The sequence below is a fragment of the Serratia sp. OLAL2 genome (genome assembly GCF_002752475.1).
GTDB lineage: Bacteria > Pseudomonadota > Gammaproteobacteria > Enterobacterales > Enterobacteriaceae > Serratia > Serratia bockelmannii.
This window is the reverse complement of sequence record NZ_MSTL01000021.1, coordinates 180,083-199,753: the sequence shown is the minus strand read 5'-3', so window position 1 is coordinate 199,753 and position 19,671 is coordinate 180,083. Positions and strand designations below refer to the sequence as shown.

20 protein-coding genes are annotated in these 19,671 nt (G+C 59.6%); 14 read left to right on the top strand and 6 right to left on the bottom strand.

All coding sequences use genetic code 11. From position 1 onward, the window contains the following. Positions 1-14: 14 nt before the first annotated feature. Positions 15-1,616, bottom strand: a complete 1,602-nt coding sequence (gene nadB / locus BVU99_RS24180; protein WP_197791360.1) for an L-aspartate oxidase — start codon at positions 1,614-1,616, stop codon at positions 15-17. A gap of 214 nt (positions 1,617-1,830) precedes the next feature. Here nadB and rpoE point away from each other — a divergent pair, with 214 nt between their 5' ends. Genes rpoE through rseC form a run of 4 tightly spaced genes read left to right on the top strand, consistent with a single transcriptional unit; the run spans position 1,831 to position 4,522 of the window. Continuing rightward, positions 1,831-2,406 carry an RNA polymerase sigma factor RpoE gene (rpoE, locus tag BVU99_RS24175; RefSeq protein ID WP_004929136.1) on the top strand — a complete coding sequence of 192 codons (576 nt, stop codon included), beginning with the start codon at positions 1,831-1,833 and terminating at the stop codon, positions 2,404-2,406. 30 nt (positions 2,407-2,436) lie between these two features. Beyond that, complete coding sequence (gene rseA, locus BVU99_RS24170) at positions 2,437-3,090, top strand: anti-sigma-E factor RseA (protein WP_016929795.1); 654 nt, start codon at positions 2,437-2,439, stop codon at positions 3,088-3,090. Next, positions 3,090-4,046 carry a sigma-E factor regulatory protein RseB gene (gene rseB / locus BVU99_RS24165; protein WP_025303948.1) on the top strand — a complete coding sequence of 319 codons (957 nt, stop codon included), beginning with the start codon at positions 3,090-3,092 and terminating at the stop codon, positions 4,044-4,046. Before rseA ends, rseB begins: the two co-directional genes overlap by 1 nt. Beyond that, positions 4,046-4,522 carry a SoxR-reducing system protein RseC gene (rseC, locus tag BVU99_RS24160; protein WP_049209570.1) on the top strand — a complete coding sequence of 159 codons (477 nt, stop codon included), beginning with the start codon at positions 4,046-4,048 and terminating at the stop codon, positions 4,520-4,522. Before rseB ends, rseC begins: the two co-directional genes overlap by 1 nt. Here rseC and BVU99_RS24155 read toward each other — a convergent pair. Further along, positions 4,519-5,355 carry a hypothetical protein gene (locus BVU99_RS24155; RefSeq protein ID WP_025303946.1) on the bottom strand — a complete coding sequence of 279 codons (837 nt, stop codon included), beginning with the start codon at positions 5,353-5,355 and terminating at the stop codon, positions 4,519-4,521. The two genes, rseC and BVU99_RS24155, sit on opposite strands and share 4 nt — an antisense overlap. A 519-nt stretch (positions 5,356-5,874) precedes the next feature. On the opposite strand from BVU99_RS24155, the gene lepA reads away from it, so the two are divergent. The 7 genes from lepA (at position 5,875) to acpS (ending at position 12,426) form a co-directional block, all read left to right on the top strand. Further along, positions 5,875-7,674, top strand: a complete 1,800-nt coding sequence (lepA, locus tag BVU99_RS24150; protein WP_025303945.1) for a translation elongation factor 4 — start codon at positions 5,875-5,877, stop codon at positions 7,672-7,674. Between the two features lie 32 nt (positions 7,675-7,706). Further along, the gene (gene lepB / locus BVU99_RS24145) at positions 7,707-8,684 is read left to right on the top strand and encodes a signal peptidase I (RefSeq protein ID WP_015378805.1); all 978 of its coding nucleotides are present in this window, start codon (positions 7,707-7,709) and stop codon (positions 8,682-8,684) included. A gap of 235 nt (positions 8,685-8,919) precedes the next feature. After that, positions 8,920-9,600 (top strand): ribonuclease III, encoded by a 681-nt coding sequence (gene rnc / locus BVU99_RS24140; RefSeq protein WP_004929158.1) that lies wholly within the window; start codon positions 8,920-8,922, stop codon positions 9,598-9,600. After that, entirely contained in the window at positions 9,597-10,505 is a 909-nt protein-coding gene (gene era, locus BVU99_RS24135; protein ID WP_025303944.1) for a GTPase Era, read from the top strand. Before rnc ends, era begins: the two co-directional genes overlap by 4 nt. A 6-nt stretch (positions 10,506-10,511) precedes the next feature. Next, entirely contained in the window at positions 10,512-11,243 is a 732-nt protein-coding gene (recO, locus tag BVU99_RS24130; RefSeq protein WP_004929165.1) for a DNA repair protein RecO, read from the top strand. A 71-nt stretch (positions 11,244-11,314) separates the two neighbouring features. Next, positions 11,315-12,046, top strand: a complete 732-nt coding sequence (gene pdxJ, locus BVU99_RS24125; RefSeq protein ID WP_025303943.1) for a pyridoxine 5'-phosphate synthase — start codon at positions 11,315-11,317, stop codon at positions 12,044-12,046. Further along, entirely contained in the window at positions 12,046-12,426 is a 381-nt protein-coding gene (gene acpS, locus BVU99_RS24120) for a holo-ACP synthase (RefSeq protein ID WP_004929169.1), read from the top strand. Before pdxJ ends, acpS begins: the two co-directional genes overlap by 1 nt. A gap of 44 nt (positions 12,427-12,470) precedes the next feature. Here acpS and BVU99_RS24115 read toward each other — a convergent pair whose 3' ends face one another. The 3 genes from BVU99_RS24115 to BVU99_RS24105 all read right to left on the bottom strand — a co-directional run bounded on the left by BVU99_RS24115 (position 12,471) and on the right by BVU99_RS24105 (position 15,359). After that, a complete protein-coding gene (locus BVU99_RS24115) occupies positions 12,471-12,731 on the bottom strand; it encodes a YfhL family 4Fe-4S dicluster ferredoxin (RefSeq protein WP_025303942.1) in 261 nt (86 codons plus the stop codon). Between the two features lie 91 nt (positions 12,732-12,822). After that, on the bottom strand, positions 12,823-14,367 hold the full coding sequence (locus BVU99_RS24110) for a phosphoethanolamine transferase (protein ID WP_210403915.1): 1,545 nt from the start codon (positions 14,365-14,367) through the stop codon (positions 12,823-12,825). Between the two features lie 143 nt (positions 14,368-14,510). Then, positions 14,511-15,359: a MurR/RpiR family transcriptional regulator gene (locus tag BVU99_RS24105; RefSeq protein WP_016929788.1), complete on the bottom strand. Its 849-nt coding sequence runs from the start codon at positions 15,357-15,359 to the stop codon at positions 14,511-14,513. A gap of 167 nt (positions 15,360-15,526) precedes the next feature. On the opposite strand from BVU99_RS24105, the gene murQ reads away from it, so the two are divergent. Genes murQ through yfhb form a run of 3 tightly spaced genes read left to right on the top strand, consistent with a single transcriptional unit; the run spans position 15,527 to position 18,466 of the window. Next, on the top strand, positions 15,527-16,420 hold the full coding sequence (gene murQ / locus BVU99_RS24100) for an N-acetylmuramic acid 6-phosphate etherase (RefSeq protein ID WP_049209567.1): 894 nt from the start codon (positions 15,527-15,529) through the stop codon (positions 16,418-16,420). A gap of 18 nt (positions 16,421-16,438) precedes the next feature. Next, the gene (locus tag BVU99_RS24095; RefSeq protein WP_025303939.1) at positions 16,439-17,806 is read left to right on the top strand and encodes a PTS transporter subunit EIIC; all 1,368 of its coding nucleotides are present in this window, start codon (positions 16,439-16,441) and stop codon (positions 17,804-17,806) included. 3 nt (positions 17,807-17,809) lie between these two features. Then, a complete protein-coding gene (gene yfhb, locus BVU99_RS24090) occupies positions 17,810-18,466 on the top strand; it encodes a phosphatidylglycerophosphatase C (protein WP_043138142.1) in 657 nt (218 codons plus the stop codon). 45 nt (positions 18,467-18,511) lie between these two features. On the opposite strand, the gene BVU99_RS24085 is transcribed toward yfhb, so the two are convergent. Further along, on the bottom strand, positions 18,512-19,564 hold the full coding sequence (locus tag BVU99_RS24085; protein WP_025303937.1) for a DUF2157 domain-containing protein: 1,053 nt from the start codon (positions 19,562-19,564) through the stop codon (positions 18,512-18,514). Between the last annotated feature and the right edge of the window lie 107 nt (positions 19,565-19,671).

The following is a 19,671-nucleotide window of genomic DNA, read 5'->3' as shown; positions in this document are numbered from 1 at the left end:
CCCTGTCGCAGAGTTTAAGGCTGCAAAATGGTCGGCAGCGCTTCCGGCAGCAAATCCGGGTAGTCCAGCGTGTAGTGCAGGCCGCGGCTCTCTTTGCGCGCCATGGCGCTGCGCACGATAAGCTCGGCCACCTGCACCAGATTGCGCAGCTCCAGCAGGTTGTTGGAGATGCGGAAGTGCGCGTAGTACTCGTCGATTTCCGCCTGCAGCGTGTTGATGCGGCGCAGGGCGCGCTCCAGCCGCTTGGTGGTGCGCACGATGCCGACGTAATCCCACATGAACAGCCGCAGCTCGTGCCAGTTGTGCTGGATCACCACCCGTTCGTCCGCATCATCCACCCGGCTTTCATCCCAGTGCGGCACCTGTTTGGCCTGCTGGATGAATGGCAGGCGTTGCAGAATGTCTTCCGCCGCCGACCAACCGTACACCAGGCACTCCAGCAGCGAATTCGACGCCATGCGGTTGGCGCCGTGCAGGCCGGTGTAGCTGACTTCGCCGATGGCGTACAGCCCGTCGAGATCGGTGCGGCCGTGCTGATCGACCATCACGCCGCCGCAGGTGTAGTGCGCCGCCGGGACGATGGGGATCGGTTGCCGAGTCAGATCGAAGCCCAGCGTCAGCAGCTTTTCGTGGATCATTGGGAAGTGCTGGGTGATGAACTCCGCCGGCTTGTGGCTGATGTCCAGGTACATGCAGTCGGCGCCCAGGCGCTTCATTTCATGGTCGATGGCGCGGGCGACGATATCGCGCGGGGCCAGTTCGCCGCGTGGGTCGACATCCGGCATAAAGCGGCTGCCGTCCGGGCGCTTCAGGTAAGCACCTTCGCCGCGCAGCGCTTCGGTCAGCAGGAAGTTGCGCGCCTGCGGGTGGAACAGGCAGGTTGGGTGGAACTGGTTGAACTCCAGGTTGGCGACCCGGCAGCCGGCGCGCCAGGCCATGGCGATGCCGTCGCCGGAGGAGATATCGGGGTTGGTGGTGTATTGATACACCTTGGCCGCGCCGCCGGTCGCCAGCACCACCGTTTTGGCGCGGTAGGTTTCCACCCGCTCCAGCTCGCGGTTCCAGACGTAAGCGCCCACGACTCGGCGGGTGCCCGGCAGGCCGATTTTATTCGAGGTGATAAGGTCAACCGCGTTGCGGCGCTCCATCACGCAAATATTGGGGTGAGCGCTTGCTTTCCCCACCAGCGTGGTCTCTACTTCCTTACCGGTCGCGTCCGCGGCGTGCAGGATGCGGCGATGGCTGTGGCCGCCTTCGCGCGTGAGGTGATAATGCGCCTCGCCCTGCGCGTTGATCTCGGTGTCGAACAGCACGCCCTGATCGATCAGCCACTGCACGCAGTGGCGCGCGTTGCCGGCGATGAATTCGACGGCCTCTTTGTCACACAGGCCGGCACCGGCAATCAAAGTGTCATCAACGTGTGAGGCAATGCTGTCCGTCTCATCGAACACCGCGGCGATCCCGCCCTGGGCGTAAAAGGTGGCGCCCTCGCTGAGCGGCCCCTTGCTGAGAACGGTAACCTTGCAATGCTGCGCCAGGCGTAGCGCCAGTGACAGGCCCGCAGCGCCGCTGCCGACGATCAGTACATCGCTAACATGTTCAGATGATGGTTGCATAACGTATGATGTGTGCAGAAGAAGAGTGAATTTCATGTTAGCCTAACTGTCCGGGCAAAAGCCACGGATAGGGTGACATCAACAGAAAAAACAATGGCGATATGGAACTTCGTGTTCTATATGAACTCCAAGCGAGTGCTTGCTCAGGAAAATAATGTATGGCTGGCAGTACAATTTTACGCGTGGAGACGGATTTGGGGAGAGTTTACCTCGGATGAGCGAGCAGTTAACGGATCAAGTTCTGGTCGAGCGGGTCCAAAAGGGCGATCAGAAGTCGTTTAACCTACTGGTAGTGCGCTATCAGCATAAGGTGGCGAGTCTCGTTTCCCGCTATGTGCCGCAGGGCGATGTGCCCGATGTGGTGCAGGAGTCGTTTATCAAGGCCTATCGCGCACTGGAATCGTTCCGTGGCGACAGCGCTTTTTATACCTGGTTGTATCGAATCGCCGTGAACACGGCAAAGAATTATCTGGTTGCTCAGGGGCGCCGTCCGCCATCCAGTGATGTGGACGCCAACGATGCGGAAAATTACGAAAGTGCGGGCGCACTGAAAGAAATTTCGAACCCTGAGAACTTAATGTTGTCAGAAGAGCTGAGACAGATAGTTTTCCGTACCATTGAGTCTCTCCCTGAGGATCTTCGCATGGCGATTACCTTGCGGGAGTTGGATGGTCTAAGCTACGAAGAGATAGCCGCCATCATGGATTGCCCGGTCGGAACCGTACGTTCGCGTATTTTCCGCGCCCGGGAAGCTATCGATAATAAAGTTCAACCGCTGATCCAGCGTTAGCAATGGCGGGCACAGGAAGGGTACTTAGGCATGCAGAAAGAAAAGCTTTCCGCTCTGATGGATGGTGAATCGTTCGACAGCGAGCTGTTGAGTTCTCTGTCGCAAGATCGAACGCTTCAACAAAGCTGGCAGAGCTATCACCTGATACGTGACACACTGCGAGGTGATGTCGGACAAGTGATGCATCTCGACATCGCCGATCGCGTAGCCGCTGCACTTGAGAAAGAACCCGCCCGGCTGGTACCTTCCGCCGTTCAGGAATCTCAGCCGCAGCCTCACACCTGGCAGAAAATGCCGTTCTGGGACAAAGTGCGTCCTTGGGCGAGCCAGATTACGCAAATCGGTATGGCGGCCTGCGTGTCTCTGGCGGTGATCGTCGGCGTGCAGCAGTACAACCAGCCTTCTGCGCCATCGAACGCGTCTGAATCGCCGGCCTTCACCACGCTGCCGATCATGGGCCAGGCCTCGCCGGTCAGCCTGGGCGTGCCTGCCGACAGTTTCTCTACCGGCAGCGGTCAACAGCAGCAGGTGCAGGAACAGCGTAAGCGTATCAACGCCATGCTGCAGGACTATGAGCTGCAACGTCGCCTGCATTCGGATCAGCTGCAGCTTGAGCAAGGCAACCCACAACAGGCTGCCATTCAGGTTCCCGGAACTCAGTCTTTAGGAATGCAACAGCAGTAATGAAGCAAATCTGGTTCTCCGTTTGTTTATTGACGGGCAGCCTGCTCTATTCCAGCATCGCCCCGGCGCAGCCAACTGCGTCCGGGGCGTTATTGCAACAGATGAGCAGCGCCAGCCGTTCTCTCAATTACGAGCTCGCCTACATCAGCATCAGCAAGCAGGGAATCGAGTCGTTGCGCTATCGCCATGCGGTGATCGGCAACGTGCCGCTCGGCCAGCTGCTGCATATGGATGGCCCGCGTCGCGAAGTGTTGCAGCGCGGCGGCGGGATCAGCTACTTCGAACCCGGTCTGGAACCGTTCACGCTCACCGGCGATCACATCGTCGATGCGCTGCCGGCGATCGTCTATGCCGATTTCACTCGTCTGGCCAAGTATTACGACTTCATCTCCGTGGGCAGCACCCGCATCGCCGATCGGCCGTGTGAAGTGCTGCGCGTAGTGGCGCGCGACGGTTCCCGCTACAGTTACATCGTCTGGATGGACGAAGACACCAAGCTGCCGCTGCGGGTGGATTTGCTCGATCGCGACGGCGAAACGCTGGAGCAATATCGGGTGATCTCCTTCGCGGTCGGCGCCGACGTGCAGGGCGCGATGCAGGGGCTGCTCAAAGCCAACCTGCCGCCGCTGCTGTCGCTGCCGGCGGTGGAAAACGTCCAGCTGAGCTGGAGCACCGGCTGGTTGCCGGCCGGCGTGGACGAGGTGGCGCGCAATCGCCGCAAATTGCCGAATGTCGCCGTGCCGGTTGAATCCCGGCTCTACAGCGACGGCCTGTTCAGCTTCTCGGTCAACGTCAGCCCGGCGGGCAGCGGAGCCGGGCAGCAGTACTACCGTCAGGGGCGCCGCACCATTCAGACCGAAGTGCGCGCGGGCAACGAAATCACGATTGTGGGCGAATTGCCGCCGGCGACGGCCAAGCGCATCGCCGACAGCATTTCTTTCAAGGTATCGCCGTAATGATGAAAGAGTGGGCCACGGTGGTTTCGTGGCAACAGGGCGTAGCGCTGCTGCGCTGTGAACCCAAGGCCGGCTGCGGCAGCTGCACCGCGCGCTCCGGCTGTGGCGCGCGTGCGCTGAACGAGCTGGTGCCGGAAACCGAGCATCAGCTGCAGGTGCATATCGATCAGCCGCTCGAACCGGGGCAGCGCGTCGAGGTCGGCATCGCGGAAGGCAGCCTGCTGCGCTCCGCCATGCTGGTTTACCTGACGCCGCTGCTGGGCATGATGCTGGGCGGCACGTTGTTGCAATATTGTTTCGGCAGCGACGCCTCGGCGGCAGTCGGCGCCGTACTGGGCGGCGGGGCGGCCTTTATGCTGGCGCGCCGGTTGGCCCGGCATTTGGGCGAGCAGGCCGACTACCAGCCGGTGGTGCTGCAGATTGGGTTGCCGCCTACCGCGATGCGCATGCAGGCGGAAAACTCCCCGCTGATTTAAACCGACGGTCGCGTCATCGCCGGGTTGTGATAGGCGGTGATGCGGTTGTGGATCATATGCTCCAACAGCGCGATGAACAGATCGGCGCTGAGCAGCGAATCGTAGTTAATCGCGAACAGCAGATTTCCCTGGCCGTCGAGCAAGCGGATGCCGCGCTGCGGATGGTTTTCCAAGGTGCGGATCTGCTCGATCGGCACGTTTCCCCGTTCAGTCGTCAGCAAGGTGGCGCTCAGCCGCAGCGTTTCGGTCGGCGTGCCTTGTCGCTTGCCGAGCAGCAGCTGCCACAGCCAGCGCGCGTCGCCCTCAACGGTGTGAAACGACACCGTCTCCCCTTGATAGAGCGCATTCAACGCCAGCGGCCCGCGCTGTTGCAGCTGTTGGTCGACGATCACGTCCGCCAACCGCCACGAATGGGCGATATTGCTGAAAACCGTGCACCAGGGCTGATCTGCGCCGGTGCGAAACGCCGTGACGTCAAACAGCCCGCCAAAAGCCTTGCCGCCGCGAAAGCGATAGATATCACCGATCTTCTCAAACGGGATGAAACGCTCTTTGTGATGGTGGTCGTCAAAGACCCGCACGCCGTGCTCGTACAGGCGATAGGTCAGCGTCGGACGCAGATAATGCCGCAGCGCCAGCAGCGTACAGCCGAGTAAAATCGTGCCCGCGCCGGCCTGCAACAGCGTGATGACCTCGCTCTCGTCAATGCTGCTCAGCAGCGGCAGCACCAACAGCGCAGCCCCCACGCTAAACAGCAGCGCCGCCGCTGCCAGAATGCCCCAGTTGACCTTCGAAAAATCGTGCCGGCTCAGCATTTGCCCTTTATCGATCATAATGCACCTTCCAATCAACGTACGCAGATATGCTGGTGAACCCCGGTGGGCTGCCGATGTTGTGCCCTGAATAATGTTTTGTCGCGGAGTTCATGTCCTTTCTATCCGAGGCTAGGTGGTGGCGTATATGGGGTTTTTCCTAAAGGAAGTGAGGCAAAATTGAATTCTAAGAGGTTGATCCAAATATTCTTTTTAGATAATTTCAGAAGGGGTTTATTGCGCTGCGGCCGGTTATGTATTAGCACCGGGGTTTGATGGCCACGGAGCACCGGCAAGCCTCGGGTTCAGGCTGTATCGTCCGCGTTAACATCTGTTTTCACCCGCCGGGGCGACCTGTAACATTTAGCGGCGCATAATAGAATGCCTTCACTGCACCGATCGCTAGGTTTTCAGTGGTGTGGCATGTAGAATGCAGCGATTCAGGTGCAAGACGGCCTCACCCATTCACTGTCGCTTTAGGTCCATGCGGGTTTCTATAGGCGAGTAATTCAGAAATACCAAGGCAGAAAAACTTTTATAATGAAGCATATACGAAATTTCTCCATTATTGCCCATATTGACCACGGTAAGTCGACGCTGTCTGACCGCATTATCCAAATCTGCGGCGGCTTGTCCGACCGTGAAATGGCTGCGCAGGTGCTCGATTCCATGGATCTGGAGCGCGAGCGCGGCATCACCATCAAGGCGCAGAGCGTAACGCTGGATTATAAAGCGCTGGATGGGCAGACCTATCAGCTTAACTTTATCGACACCCCTGGCCACGTTGACTTCTCCTATGAAGTCTCCCGCTCGCTGGCGGCCTGCGAAGGCGCGCTGCTGGTGGTGGACGCCGGTCAGGGCGTAGAAGCCCAGACGCTGGCCAACTGCTACACCGCGATTGAAATGGATCTGGAAGTGGTGCCGGTGTTGAACAAAATCGACCTGCCGGCCGCCGATCCGGATCGCGCCGCGCAGGAAATTGAAGACATCGTCGGCATCGACGCTACCGATGCGGTGCGCTGCTCGGCCAAAACCGGCGTCGGTGTGCCTGAGGTACTGGAGCGTCTGGTGCGCGACATTCCTGCGCCGCAGGGCGATCCGGATGCGCCGCTGCAGGCGTTGATCATCGACTCCTGGTTCGATAACTACCTGGGCGTCGTGTCTCTGGTGCGCGTCAAGAACGGCACGCTGCGCAAGGGCGACAAGATCAAGGTCATGAGCACCGGCCAGGTGTATAACGCCGATCGTTTGGGTATCTTCACGCCGAAGCAGGTCGATCGCGACGTGCTGAACTGCGGCGAAGTGGGCTGGCTGGTCTGTGCGATCAAAGACATCCTCGGCGCGCCGGTGGGCGATACCCTGACGCAGGCGCGTCAGCCGGCGGATAAAGCGCTGCCGGGCTTCAAGAAAGTGAAGCCGCAGGTGTACGCCGGTCTGTTCCCAATCAGCTCCGACGACTATGAATCTTTCCGTGATGCGCTGGGCAAGCTGAGCCTTAACGACGCGTCCCTGTTCTACGAGCCGGAAAGCTCCACCGCGTTGGGCTTCGGCTTCCGCTGCGGCTTCCTCGGTCTGCTGCACATGGAGATCATTCAGGAACGTCTGGAGCGTGAATACGATCTGGATCTGATCACCACCGCGCCGACGGTAGTCTACGAAGTGGAAACCACCGGCAAAGAAGTGATCTACGTCGACAGCCCGTCCAAGCTGCCGCCGCTGAACAACATCCAGGAACTGCGCGAGCCGATCGCCGAATGTCACATGCTGATGCCGCAGGAATACCTGGGCAACGTCATCACCCTGTGCGTTGAGAAACGCGGCGTGCAGACCAACATGGTTTACCACGGCAACCAGGTGGCGTTGACCTATGAAATCCCGATGGCGGAAGTGGTGCTCGACTTCTTCGACCGCCTGAAGTCCACGTCGCGCGGTTATGCGTCGCTGGATTACAACTTCAAGCGTTTCCAGGCCTCCGACATGGTGCGCGTGGACGTGCTGATCAACAACGAGCGCGTGGATGCGCTGGCGCTGATCACCCACCGCGACAACTCGCAGTACCGCGGCCGTGAACTGGTGGAGAAGATGAAAGAGTTGATCCCGCGTCAGCAGTTCGACATTGCGATTCAGGCGGCGATCGGCACGCACATCATCGCGCGCTCCACCGTGAAGCAGCTGCGTAAAAACGTGCTGGCGAAATGCTACGGCGGTGACGTCAGCCGTAAGAAAAAGCTGCTGCAGAAACAGAAAGACGGTAAGAAGCGCATGAAGCAGGTCGGCAACGTCGAGCTGCCGCAGGAAGCGTTCCTGGCCATTCTGCACGTCGGTAAAGACGGCAAGTAACCGCGACGAGTTCGCGAAACGAGGGAGTTTGCATGGCGAATATGTTTGCCCTGATCCTGGCGTTGGCCACCCTGGTCACCGGGATCATCTGGTGCTTCGAGCGCTTTAAATGGGCGCCGGCCCGCCGCGCGAAGATTGCGGCGGTCAACGAGCAGACCGCGGGCGCAGTAGACGATAAAACGCTGGCGAAAGTGGCGAAGCAGCCAGGCTGGGTAGAGACCGGGGCATCGGTCTTCCCGGTGTTGCTGCTGGTCTTTGTGGTGCGCTCGTTTATTTACGAACCGTTCCAGATCCCGTCCGGATCAATGATGCCGACGCTGTTGATTGGCGATTTCATTCTGGTGGAGAAATATGCCTACGGCATTAAAGATCCGATTACCCAGACTACGCTCATTGAAACCGGCCATCCGAAGCGTGGCGATATTGCGGTATTTAAATATCCGCTGGATCCGAAGCTGGATTATATCAAGCGCGTGATTGGCCTGCCGGGCGACCGTATTACTTACGATCCGGTGAATAAGCGCGTCACGGTGCAGCCGTCCTGCAACAGCGGGCAGTCCTGCGATACCGCGCTGGCCGTGACCTACGCCGATGCGCAGCCGAGCGACTTCGTGCAGCTGTTCAGCCGCAGCGGCATGGGCGAGGCCAGCAACGGCTTCTATCAGATCCCGCTGAACGATAACGTGCCGTCGGGCGGTATTCGCATGCGTGAGCGCCAGGAAAGCCTCGGCAACGTCACGCATCGCATCCTGACCGTGCCGGACGCGCAGGATCGGGTGGGCGCTTACTACCAACAGCCGGGTAAACCGCTGGCGGAGTGGGTGGTGCCGGCCGGGCATTACTTCATGATGGGCGACAACCGCGATAACAGCGCGGACAGCCGTTACTGGGGCTTTGTGCCGGAGAAGAATCTGGTGGGTAAAGCCACGGCCATCTGGATGAGCTTTGAAAAACAGGAAGGTGAGTGGCCTACCGGCGTGCGTTTCAGCCGGATCGGCGGTATTCATTAATCGCTGACTGATTCCCTGTTAATTTCACGCCGCAGCCTACTGCGGCGTGAAAGATTAAGGGGATATAAACACAGCATTATGTTTCCACTCGTTGTAGAATACTTTCTCGAGCGATAAAAAGTTGGCCCCTGCTGGGAGCCACTGCAAACGAAACAGCTTTGGATCGGCTTTCGGCGAAGCAGGCCTGTTCCGTATGCTGCAAGTTTTTGACGCATTCTTGATCTATTGGTAACTCATGAACCCCATCGTAATAAACAGGCTGCAGCGGAAGCTGGGCTACACTTTTCAACAGCAGGAGCTTTTACTGCAGGCTTTGACTCACCGCAGCGCCAGCAGTAAACACAATGAACGTCTTGAGTTTCTGGGTGACTCGATTCTGAGCTTTGTCATCGCCAATGCGCTCTATCATCGCTTTCCTCGCGTAGACGAGGGCGACATGAGCCGCATGCGCGCCACGCTGGTGCGCGGCAATACGCTGGCGGAGATGGCACGCGAGTTTGACCTGGGCGAATGTCTGCGGCTTGGGCCGGGCGAATTGAAAAGTGGTGGGTTCCGCCGCGAGTCAATCCTGGCGGATACGGTGGAGGCATTGATCGGCGGCGTGTTCCTGGACAGCGACATCCAGACCGTCGAGCGCCTGATTTTGGACTGGTATCGCAGCCGGTTGGACGAAATCAGCCCCGGTGATAAGCAGAAAGACCCGAAAACCCGTTTGCAGGAATTTTTGCAGGGGCGTCATCTGCCGTTGCCTTCTTATTTGGTGGTGCAGGTTCGCGGTGAAGCGCACGACCAAGAGTTTACCATCCACTGCCAGGTGAGTGGTTTGAGCGAGCCCGTGGTGGGCACCGGCTCAAGCCGCCGTAAAGCCGAGCAGGCGGCAGCGGAACAAGCGCTGAAAAAGCTGGAGCTTGAATGAGTGAAGTAAAACAACACTGCGGTTTTATCGCCATCGTCGGCCGCCCGAACGTGGGCAAATCGACGTTGCTGAACCAACTGCTGGGGCAGAAGGTTTCCATTACGTCGCGTAAGCCGCAGACGACCCGTCACCGCATCATGGGCATCGACACCGATGGCGCCTATCAGGCGATCTACGTCGATACCCCTGGGCTGCACATCGAAGAAAAACGCGCCATCAACCGTTTGATGAACCGCGCGGCCAGCAGCTCGATCGGCGACGTCGAACTGGTGATTTTCGTGGTCGAAGGCACCAACTGGACCGCCGACGACGAAATGGTGGTCAACAAGCTGCGCAGCCTGCGCTGCCCGGTATTGCTGGCGATCAACAAGGTCGATAACGTCACTGACAAATCCAAGCTGTTGCCGCACATCGCGTTCCTCAGCCAGCAGATGAATTTCCTCGACGTAGTGCCTATCTCCGCCGAGAAAGGGATGAACGTCGACACCATCGCCGGCATCGTGCGCAAGCTGCTGCCGGAAGCGGAACACCACTTCCCGGAAGACTACATCACCGATCGCTCCCAGCGCTTTATGGCGTCCGAGATCATCCGTGAGAAGCTGATGCGTTTCCTGGGCGAAGAGCTGCCCTATTCGGTGACGGTAGAAATCGAACAGTTCGTGGCCAACGATCGCGGCGGTTACGATGTGCACGGCCTGATCCTGGTCGAGCGCGAAGGCCAGAAGAAAATGGTCATCGGCAACAAAGGCGCCAAGATCAAAACCATCGGCATCGAAGCGCGCCAGGACATGGAAAAGATGTTCGACGCCAAAGTGCATCTGGAGCTGTGGGTGAAAGTGAAATCCGGTTGGGCGGACGACGAACGTGCGCTGCGCAGCCTGGGCTATGTTGACGATCTGAAGTAACGACCCGTGGACGGCTGGGAGCGCGCTTTCGTCCTGCATGGGCGGCCGTACAGTGAAACCAGTCTGATGCTGGATCTGTTTACCGAAGGTCATGGGCGGGTGCGCTTGCTGGCGAAAGGCGCGCGCAGCCGCCGCTCCAATCTGAAGGGTTGCCTGCAGCCCTTTACCCCCCTGTTAGTGCGCTGGGGCGGACGTGGCGAAGTGAAAACGCTGCGCAACGCCGAAGCGGTCTCCCTTGGTTTACCCCTCAGCGGCATGATGCTCTACAGCGGCCTGTATGTGAACGAGCTGCTGGCGCGCGTGCTGGAGCAGGAAACCAACTACTCGGTGCTGTTCTTCGACTACCTGCAATGCCTGCAGGCGCTGGCGGCGGAAGACAGTTCGCCGGAACAGGCGCTGCGTCAGTTCGAGCTGGCCCTGTTGCACCACCTGGGTTACGGCCTCGATTTCCTGCACTGCGCCGGCAGCGGCCTGCCGGTGGATGATGCCATGACCTACCGCTACCGCGAAGAGAAGGGCTTTATCGCCAGCCTGGTGGTGGATCACTACAGCTTCACTGGGCGCGAACTGCGCGCGTTGGCGGAGCGTCAGTTTCCCGATGCCGAGACGCTGCGCGCCGCCAAGCGTTTCACCCGCATGGCGCTGAAACCCTACCTCGGCGGCAAGCCGTTGAAGAGCCGCGAACTGTTCCGCCAGTTTGTGCGCAAACAGCCGAATACGCCGGTCGACGACGCCTGACCTTTTCCCCTTTTGCCGCCCTGCGCCCGCGTGTAAACTGCTGACACTGAAAATCGTATTTAGAGGTTGTCATGGCTGATTTGCTGCTGGGCGTCAATATCGATCACATCGCCACGTTACGTAACGCGCGCGGAACCCAATACCCGGATCCGGTTCAGGCGGCATTCATTGCCGAACAGGCGGGGGCCGACGGCATTACCGTGCATCTGCGCGAAGACCGCCGCCACATCACCGACCGCGACGTGCGCTTGCTGCGCCAGACCATCCAGACGCGCATGAATCTGGAGATGGCGGTGACCGACGAGATGCTGGATATCGCCATTGAGCTGAAGCCGCATTTCTGCTGCCTGGTGCCGGAAAAACGCGAAGAAGTGACCACCGAAGGCGGCCTGGACGTCGCCGGTCAGCTGGACAAAATGAGCGTGGCGGTTGAGCGCCTGGCGCAGGCGGGCATTTTGGTCTCGCTGTTCATCGATCCCGATCATCGCCAAATCGACGCGGCGGTGGCGGTGGGCGCCCCGTATATCGAAATCCACACCGGTGCCTACGCCGAAGCGCAGGGCGAGCTGGCGGTACAGGCCGAGCTGCGCCGCATCGCGGTAGCCGCCGCCTACGCGGCCGAGAAGGGGCTGAAGGTCAACGCCGGCCACGGCCTGACCTATCACAACGTGCAGCCGATCGCCGCGCTGCCGGAAATGCACGAGCTGAACATCGGCCATGCGATTATCGGCCAGGCGGTGATGAGCGGGTTGCCGGCCGCGGTTGCCGACATGAAAGTGCTGATGCGGGAAGCGCGCCGGTAATGGCGGTGCTCGGGCTGGGTACCGACATCGTCGAGATGGCGCGTATCGAGGCGGTGGTGGAGCGCAGCGGCGATCGTCTGGCGCGCCGGGTGCTGAGCGACGCCGAGTGGGCGCTGTATCAGCAGCACCAGCAGCCGATTCGCTTTCTGGCCAAACGTTTCGCCGTGAAAGAGGCCGCTGCCAAGGCGTTCGGTACCGGCATTCGCAACGGCCTGGCGTTCAATCAGTTCGAAGTGTTCAACGATGCGCTGGGCAAGCCGAATATTCGTTTGCACGGCCGCGCCGCCGAGCTGGCGGGGGAGATGGGGGTCACCGCGATCCACGTTTCGCTGGCCGACGAGCGGCGTTATGCCTGCGCGACGGTGATCGTCGAAAGCTGAAAAGAGAAAGGGCGCCTATGGCGCCCTTGTCAGTCCTGCGGCGATTAAATGCGATCGGCGTGGTGCAACACCACGAACTTGTCCCACAGCTGTTCGTTGCTCTCGCGGTGCTGCGGATCGGTAATGATGGTGTTGTCGATCGGGCAGACCTGCTGACAGGTCGGCGTATCGTAATGGCCGACGCACTCGGTGCAGCGGTCGGTATCTATCTGATAAATTTCATCGCCCATCGAAATTGCCTGGTTCGGGCATTCCGGCTCGCACATATCGCAGTTGATGCATTTCTTGGTAATCAGCAGTGCCATTGTCAGTTATCTTTCCATCGGTGTGCTCGGGCTGGCGCGCAATCTATCATAGAATCGCCGCGCAACGGGCACTTTTTCGTCATCTTACCGCTTAGGGTAACTCAGGCGGATTGTCAGCCAACTGATCGAAATCAACCATTCTCTGCCCGTCAAACACCCAGCGTTTATCTGCATCTGCGATACGTATCGTAGGCATCACTTCGGGATGGGCAATCCGTATTCCCGCCTCTTGGGCAAACAACCCGATAAAATCGAACGCGCTTAAGGGATCATCAATGATCTGGTGCTGTTGGTCGCGATCGCTCAGCACCAGCAACGGCACCTGGTAATTCTGCCGGGTATCGCCGCTGTGGCGTAAAGAACGCCCACCGCCGATATCCTTGTGGGAAAGGCCGTGATCGGAGAAATAGAACAGTTTAAACGGTGTGCCACTCTGTTTCAGGCTGTGATAAACCTGCTCGATAAAACGGTCGGTCTTGCGGTAGGTAGAGAGATAGCAGGCCAGTTCCTTATTCGGCGACTCGACGCTCGGCGGTTCGCCGTTAAGCCGCTCGCAAAAGTCGGCGTGCGAGCCCATCAGATGCAGCACATACAGATTGCCTTGTCCCTGGCGACGCAATAATGGGTCAAATATCGGCAGCAGCGCATCGTCATCGGTATTGCGCGATTGGAAGTCGCCTTTCTTCAGGAAATAATGGCTATCGCTGAACATGGCGATTTTTGATACCGGCGTATCGAATTGTCCGAACATACCCTGATTGGACAGCCAGTGGGTTTTGAGACCGGCGGCTTTTGCCAGGGTGATGATATTATCTCCGATGGCAATGTTGTGGCCGTTGCTCAAAGCCAGCGTGCGAGGAAGCGATTCGAACGTATTTGGCGCAGTGGAAATATAATTGCTGTAAAATCGTCCATTGGCATTATCCAGAAACGGCGTAGTGGACACCGGATAACCAAATAATGACATATGATCTTTGCGCATACTTTCGCCGACGATAATGACATAGTTTTCATTCGTCGGTGCGCCTGCGGTTATTGACCAGGTACCCGGTGTTGTAGCACCGGCACTTAATTCATCAACCTGCTGCTGGTATTGTTGGTAAGCCGAGTAGAGGGATAAAAAGAAGTCAGGCAATTTAAGATTCGCCACACCGCCATTGAAGGCTCTGGCGATAATGATAACCATCAGCAGGGCTAGCAAGGGAAGTATAGTTTTTTTTGAAATGGCTTGTCGCCAAATAAATAGGCCGAGAATGGCCAGCATAACCAGAATGGCGGCGGGCAGCAGATAACAACTGGCCGGCAGAGTCTGCAAAAACTCCCTCGCTTCTATGAGGTTGGTTTGCAACAGGGCGGACATCACGGCAGCGGAAGGGGTACCGTAAATGGCCCCGACCGGCGCATACAGCGCGCACAGCAGAATAAACGGAATAATCAGGCCGTATCGGGTAAGCGAATGAATAGATAATAATAGCAAAGTAAGCGCAATAAAAAGAATATCAATACCTTTTCCACCGCTGTATCCCATCGCCTTGATTAGAATCAATGCAGTAATGATATAGAGCAAAAAGGTACGCAGAATCGGATGCGTCACGGAATGCCGTAACTTATCTAAAATAACAGTGTGTGTATTCATAATGATATCGTCAAATAATGCTGTCCATGCATGCTCAATTATTGATCGATAATTGAGCAGGTCACCGCCCGCACATTATTTTTCGAATGCAGAGAAGGGAAATAATTGAACTGGCGGCGTTTTATCGGCCGCCATTATACGCGTCAAACCAACTTTTTCATTAACTGTTCGCTGTGCTTGATGCGATCGCGGGCATGATCGAGATCGTGCTGGATCAATGCCATAAACAGCAGGTCGGTGAGGGCGAACTGGGCGGTGCTGGAGGAGATGGCCGCGCTGCGGGTATGGGGCTCTTCGGCGATGGTATAGAGACAGTGGTCCGCGCGCTGCTGCAGACCATTGGGCGAGAAGCTGGTCAGCGCCAACACCCTGGCGCCGGCCTGGCGCGCCTCTTCCGCTGCCAGATTGATTTCACGCCGTTCACCGCTGAAGGAGATCGCCAGCAGCAGATCGCGTTTGTCCAGCGCCTGCACCGCCGCCAGCTGGACGTGCATGTCCGCTTCGGCCACCGCCATCACGCCGATTTTCAGCAGCTTGAAGGAAAAATCCTTGGCCACCAGCCCGGAGGCGCCGATGCCGATCAGCATCACCCGGCGCGCTTGGCGCAGCATATCCAGCGCCTGATGCAGCCGCTCTTCGCTGTTGATGTCCAGCGTCGCGCGCAGCGCCGCCTGCTTTTCCGCCAATAGCTTTTCACCGACGGTTTTCAGCGTGTCGCTGCTGAGGATGTGGTTGTGGACGGTCACTACCGGTTCGGCCTGCGGCTGGGCCAGCGTTTCGCTCAGCGCCAGCTTCAGCGCCGGGAAACCTTTATAGCCCAGTTTTTGGGCGAACTTGACCACGCTCGACTGGCTGATGCCGGCCAACTGGGCCAGCTTTTGCGAGCTGAGATGGCGCGCCTGCTCGGCGTTATTCAGCAGAAAGTCCGCCAGCTTGCGGTCGTTTTGCGCCAGTGTCGGATACATCTGGCGAATGCGCAGAAGGGTACTCATTGTTCTTTCCCTGGAAACCAGCGGCCATTTTGCCATGCAGAGGGCGAAAACGCGCGGTGAAAATTTTTGTGAGCTCGTCGTTAAAATAGCAAATAGCGCTCGCTTTGTTGAATAAAATATTCAAATATTGATTTAATTTTGTGAATTAAAAATTCAAAGGTGAACAGATGAACTTAGGCGCACTGGTATCGGAAACCCGCAACCCGGCCACTATGGGGCTGGATGAGATGTCGACGTTGGACATGGTCCGCTGCTTTAACCAGGAAGACCGCAAGGTGCCGGAGGCGATTGAAAAGGTGCTGCCGGCGATTGCTCAGGCGGTCGATTTGGCCGCGGCGGCGTTGAAGGCCGGCGGCCGGCTGATTTATTTGGGCGCCGGCACCAGCGGCCGCCTGGGCGTATTGGATGCCTCCGAGTGCCCGCCGACCTTCGGCGTGCCGCACGGCGTGGTGGTGGGGCTGATCGCCGGCGGGCCGGGCGCGCTGCTCAAAGCGGTGGAGGGGGCGGAAGACGACGAGGCCCTGGGCGAAGCCGATCTCCGGGCGCTGAACCTCACCGCCGTCGATATGGTGGTGGGGTTGGCGGCCTCGGGGCGCACGCCTTATGTGATTGGCGCACTGCGCTATGCACGCGGGCTGGGCTGCCCGACGGCGGCCATCTCCTGCAACCCGGATTCGCCGATTGCGCACGAAGCGCAGGTGGCGATTTCGCCGGTGGTGGGGCCAGAGGCGCTGACCGGTTCGACGCGCCTGAAATCCGGCACCGCGCAGAAACTGGTGCTCAACATGCTGTCGACCGGCGCGATGGTCAAACTGGGCAAGGTTTACCAGAACCTGATGGTGGACGTGAAGGCCACCAACGTCAAACTGGTGGATCGCGCCTGCCGCATCGTGGTGGAGGCCACCGGTGCAGAACGCGCTCAGGCGGAGGCGGCGCTGGCGCAGACCGGTTTTGAGGTTAAACCGGCGATCCTGATGATCTTGGCCGGCGTCAGCGCCGAAGAGGCGCAGCAGCGGCTGCAGCGGCACGACGGTTACCTGCGCGCGGCGTTGGCGCGTTAATTCACGGTGGGGGTGGCGATGGACAAGACAACGGCATTGGCGACACAGATCTTGGCGGGTGTGGGGGGCGAGGGCAATATCCTCAAACTGGAGAACTGCATGACGCGGGTGCGCGTTGAGGTCAGCGACGAGCAGCGTCTGGACCTGGCCGCCCTCAAGCAGCTGCCCGGCGTGAAAGGCTATATCAAGCAGGGTGAGCAGCATCAGTTTATCGTCGGCCCGGGCGCCGCCGCCAAGGTGGTGGACGCCATGCGCGGGCTGTTGAGCGGCAATGCACAGCCCGCTGCCGCCGTCGGTGATGCGGCGCGCACCAAGGCGCAGGCTAAGCAAAAGTACGCTGCGCCGATGAGCGGCGCGCTGAAAAAGCTGGCCGATGTTTTTATTCCGCTGATCCCGGCGTTTATCGCCTCGGGGCTGATCACCGGCATCATCAACCTGCTGAAACGGCCCGACATCGCCGGTCAGCTGGCCGTGGACTACCCGAACGTGCTGGGGCTGCTGGCGATATTCGGCAGCGCGGTATTCGCCATCATGAACATTCTGGTTGGGGTGAACGCCGCGCGGGTGTTCGGCGGCTCACAGGCGATGGGCGGCGTGATGGCCGGGATCCTCTCCAGCCCGGCGCTGGCGCAGATCACGTTGTTCGGCGAGGCGCTGCAGCCGGGGCGCGGCGGGGTGATCGCCGTGCTGCTGGTAGTGGCGTTGATGTGCTGGGTGGAGAAACGCCTGCGTACGCTGTTGCCGGAGTCGGTCGAACTGATCCTTAACCCACTGCTGACCACGCTGGTCACCGCCTCGTTGGCGATCCTGATCCTGCAGCCGGTCGGGGGGGTTATTTCCGATGCCATCGCCCACGGCGCCAATCTGGCGATCGACAAGGGCGGGCTGCTTGTCGGGGCGCTGCTCTCGGGGCTGTTCCTGCCGCTGGTGCTCTCCGGCCTGCATCAGGGGCTGGTGCCGATCCACGTCGAGCTGGTGCAGGCGCACGGTTCCAACCCGCTGCTGCCGATCCTGGCGATGGCCGGCGTCGGTCAGGTGGGGGCGGCGCTGGCGGTGCTGTTGAAAACCCGCAATGCGCGGCTGAAGAAGGTGATCAAAGGGGCGTTGCCGGTCGGCATTCTCGGCATCGGCGAGCCGCTGATCTTCGGGGTGACGCTGCCGCTGGGGCGGCCGTTTATCGGCGCCTGCCTCGGCGGTGCGGTCGGCGGCGCGCTGATCAGCTACTGGAAGGTGGCGACGGTCATCACCTTCGGCATTTCGGGGCTGCCTTTGGCGTTGACCATCGTCTCAGGTAAGGTGATGTTGTATCTGGCGGGGATGCTGATTACGATTATCGCCGGTTTTCTCTTCACCTGGATGATGGGGTTCAACGATCCCGAGGAGTAGCGTTTGAGCGACAAGCAGCAACCATCGGCCGCAGAAGGGCGCCGCGTGGTCTTTTTCGATCTGGACGGCACTCTGCATCAGGAGGATATGTTCGGCAGTTTCTTGCGCTTCCTGCTGCGCCGTTTACCGCTGAATCTGCTGCTGGTGATACCGCTGTTGCCATTGATTGGCCTGGCGCTGTTGCTGCTGGGGCGCGCCGCGCGCTGGCCGATGAGCCTGTTGCTGTGGGCGATCACCTTCGGGCGCTCCGAAGCGACGCTGAAGGCGTTGGAGCGGCAGTTTATCGAGGTTTTCCGCCAGAAGGTGACCGCGTTTCCGGTGGTGCAAATGCGCTTGCGGCAGTATTTGGATGAGCACGATGCCGAGGTGTGGCTGATTACCGGCTCGCCGGAGCAACTGGTGGCGCAGGTCTATCGGGATTCGGCGTTTCTGCCGCGGGTGCGATTGGTCGGCAGCCGCATCGCGCGCCGCTATGGCGGCTGGGTGCTGACCTTGCGCTGTCTGGGCGTACAAAAAGTGGTGCAGCTGGAGCAACGGCTCGGTGCGCCGCTGAAGCTGTACAGCGGTTACAGCGACAGCAAGCAGGATAACCCGCTGCTGTTTTTTTGCGAACACCGCTGGCGGGTAAGCAAGCAGGGCGAGCTGCAGCAGCTGGAATAAACAAAGGGCGGAGAATTCCGCCCTTTGCTGTTATCGCTACCGCGATCAGTCGTCGGTTACGTCGTGCGGTTTGCGCCCCAGTTGCCAAATCTTCTCCGCATAATGCCCCAACGCCCACAGGCTCAGGCCGAGCAGCGCGAAGAAAATCGCCTTCGGCATGCTGTCCCAGAAAAACTCGAACAGGCGGGTATAGAGGTTGATGCCGAGGAATGTCAGCCCGAAACCGCGCAGCATGGCGTCGTCATGCTTCAACCCCAGCCAGATGGCGGCGAGGGCGGCCAGCCCGAACAGCAGGCTCCAGTGGAACAGCTCAATCTGGCGCGCGCGGTACCAGTTGTCGAGATCGCCGTAGTTGCCAAAGATGGATAGCAGCCACAGCGCGATGAACAGGTACAGCAGGCCCATCGCCAGCGACACCCGCTGCAGGCCGCGCTGCGCCAACAGCGGCCGCAGCAGCAATGCGGCGGCGATCAGCACCGCGCCGAAGGCGATAAAGCGAATCGGGTAGCTCATGCCGAGCCAGTAGGCGCCCCAGCCGGACAGGTAGCCGGTTTCGGCGCCGAAGGCATTGCCGAGCGACAGCAGGGCGAACCACCACACCAGCCCGGAGCGGCTGAACCAGCCGATCGCGCCGTACAGCAGCGCGGCGACCAGCAGCAGTACGGAAACCCGGCCGCTGCCGTTATCCAGCCAGACCCCCAACTGCCATAAGGCGCAGGCGGTGAGCAACACGGCGACAAACAGCGCCGCCTCATTGCCGTAGCGTTTTTCCGGGCGCCGTTGGCGGCGGCGCAGCGCCCAGACGTAGGCCAGCGCCGCCAGTACGCCGGCGATCGCCATGCGCACCGGCGCGTCGAAGCGGAACAGTTCGCTCAGCCATTCAAGCAGTGCGCTGTCGGCGAACAGGCTGGTGACGGCGATCAGCAACGAGGCCAGCGCGGCGAGAAACGCATAGCGCGCCAGCCGTCGCCAGTCGAAAGGTTGTACGTCCACATGCAGCAGCAACTGCTGCCGTTGCTCGGGTGTCAAGGCGCCTTCCCCAACCCAGCCGTCCAGCGCCTTGCGCACCACGACGGCGTTCTTTTTACTGAGTTTCATGTTTCTTGTCCCTGAATCACACGCTGATTCGGCCAGTATAGCCATTGGCGGGCGGCTACGACAAAGGGAGGCTAGTGTGTATAATGCCCGCCGCAAAAGCGCACGAG

What these genes read in the sequence shown, in the direction of transcription:
- lepA (WP_025303945.1), top strand. Translation starts at nt 5,875, where the DNA reads ATGAAGCATATACGAAATTTCTCCATTATTGCCCATATTGACCACGGT.
- BVU99_RS24155 (WP_025303946.1), bottom strand. Translation starts at nt 5,355, where the DNA reads ATGATCGATAAAGGGCAAATGCTGAGCCGGCACGATTTTTCGAAGGTC.
- BVU99_RS24115 (WP_025303942.1), bottom strand. Translation starts at nt 12,731, where the DNA reads ATGGCACTGCTGATTACCAAGAAATGCATCAACTGCGATATGTGCGAG.
- era (WP_025303944.1), top strand. Translation starts at nt 9,597, where the DNA reads ATGAGTGAAGTAAAACAACACTGCGGTTTTATCGCCATCGTCGGCCGC.
- BVU99_RS24105 (WP_016929788.1), bottom strand. Translation starts at nt 15,359, where the DNA reads ATGAGTACCCTTCTGCGCATTCGCCAGATGTATCCGACACTGGCGCAA.
- BVU99_RS24110 (WP_210403915.1), bottom strand. Translation starts at nt 14,367, where the DNA reads ATGAATACACACACTGTTATTTTAGATAAGTTACGGCATTCCGTGACG.
- BVU99_RS24095 (WP_025303939.1), top strand. Translation starts at nt 16,439, where the DNA reads ATGGACAAGACAACGGCATTGGCGACACAGATCTTGGCGGGTGTGGGG.
- acpS (WP_004929169.1), top strand. Translation starts at nt 12,046, where the DNA reads ATGGCGGTGCTCGGGCTGGGTACCGACATCGTCGAGATGGCGCGTATC.
- pdxJ (WP_025303943.1), top strand. Translation starts at nt 11,315, where the DNA reads ATGGCTGATTTGCTGCTGGGCGTCAATATCGATCACATCGCCACGTTA.
- lepB (WP_015378805.1), top strand. Translation starts at nt 7,707, where the DNA reads ATGGCGAATATGTTTGCCCTGATCCTGGCGTTGGCCACCCTGGTCACC.
- rseC (WP_049209570.1), top strand. Translation starts at nt 4,046, where the DNA reads ATGATGAAAGAGTGGGCCACGGTGGTTTCGTGGCAACAGGGCGTAGCG.
- nadB (WP_197791360.1), bottom strand. Translation starts at nt 1,616, where the DNA reads ATGCAACCATCATCTGAACATGTTAGCGATGTACTGATCGTCGGCAGC.
- rseB (WP_025303948.1), top strand. Translation starts at nt 3,090, where the DNA reads ATGAAGCAAATCTGGTTCTCCGTTTGTTTATTGACGGGCAGCCTGCTC.
- BVU99_RS24085 (WP_025303937.1), bottom strand. Translation starts at nt 19,564, where the DNA reads ATGAAACTCAGTAAAAAGAACGCCGTCGTGGTGCGCAAGGCGCTGGAC.
- rnc (WP_004929158.1), top strand. Translation starts at nt 8,920, where the DNA reads ATGAACCCCATCGTAATAAACAGGCTGCAGCGGAAGCTGGGCTACACT.
- murQ (WP_049209567.1), top strand. Translation starts at nt 15,527, where the DNA reads ATGAACTTAGGCGCACTGGTATCGGAAACCCGCAACCCGGCCACTATG.
- rpoE (WP_004929136.1), top strand. Translation starts at nt 1,831, where the DNA reads ATGAGCGAGCAGTTAACGGATCAAGTTCTGGTCGAGCGGGTCCAAAAG.
- rseA (WP_016929795.1), top strand. Translation starts at nt 2,437, where the DNA reads ATGCAGAAAGAAAAGCTTTCCGCTCTGATGGATGGTGAATCGTTCGAC.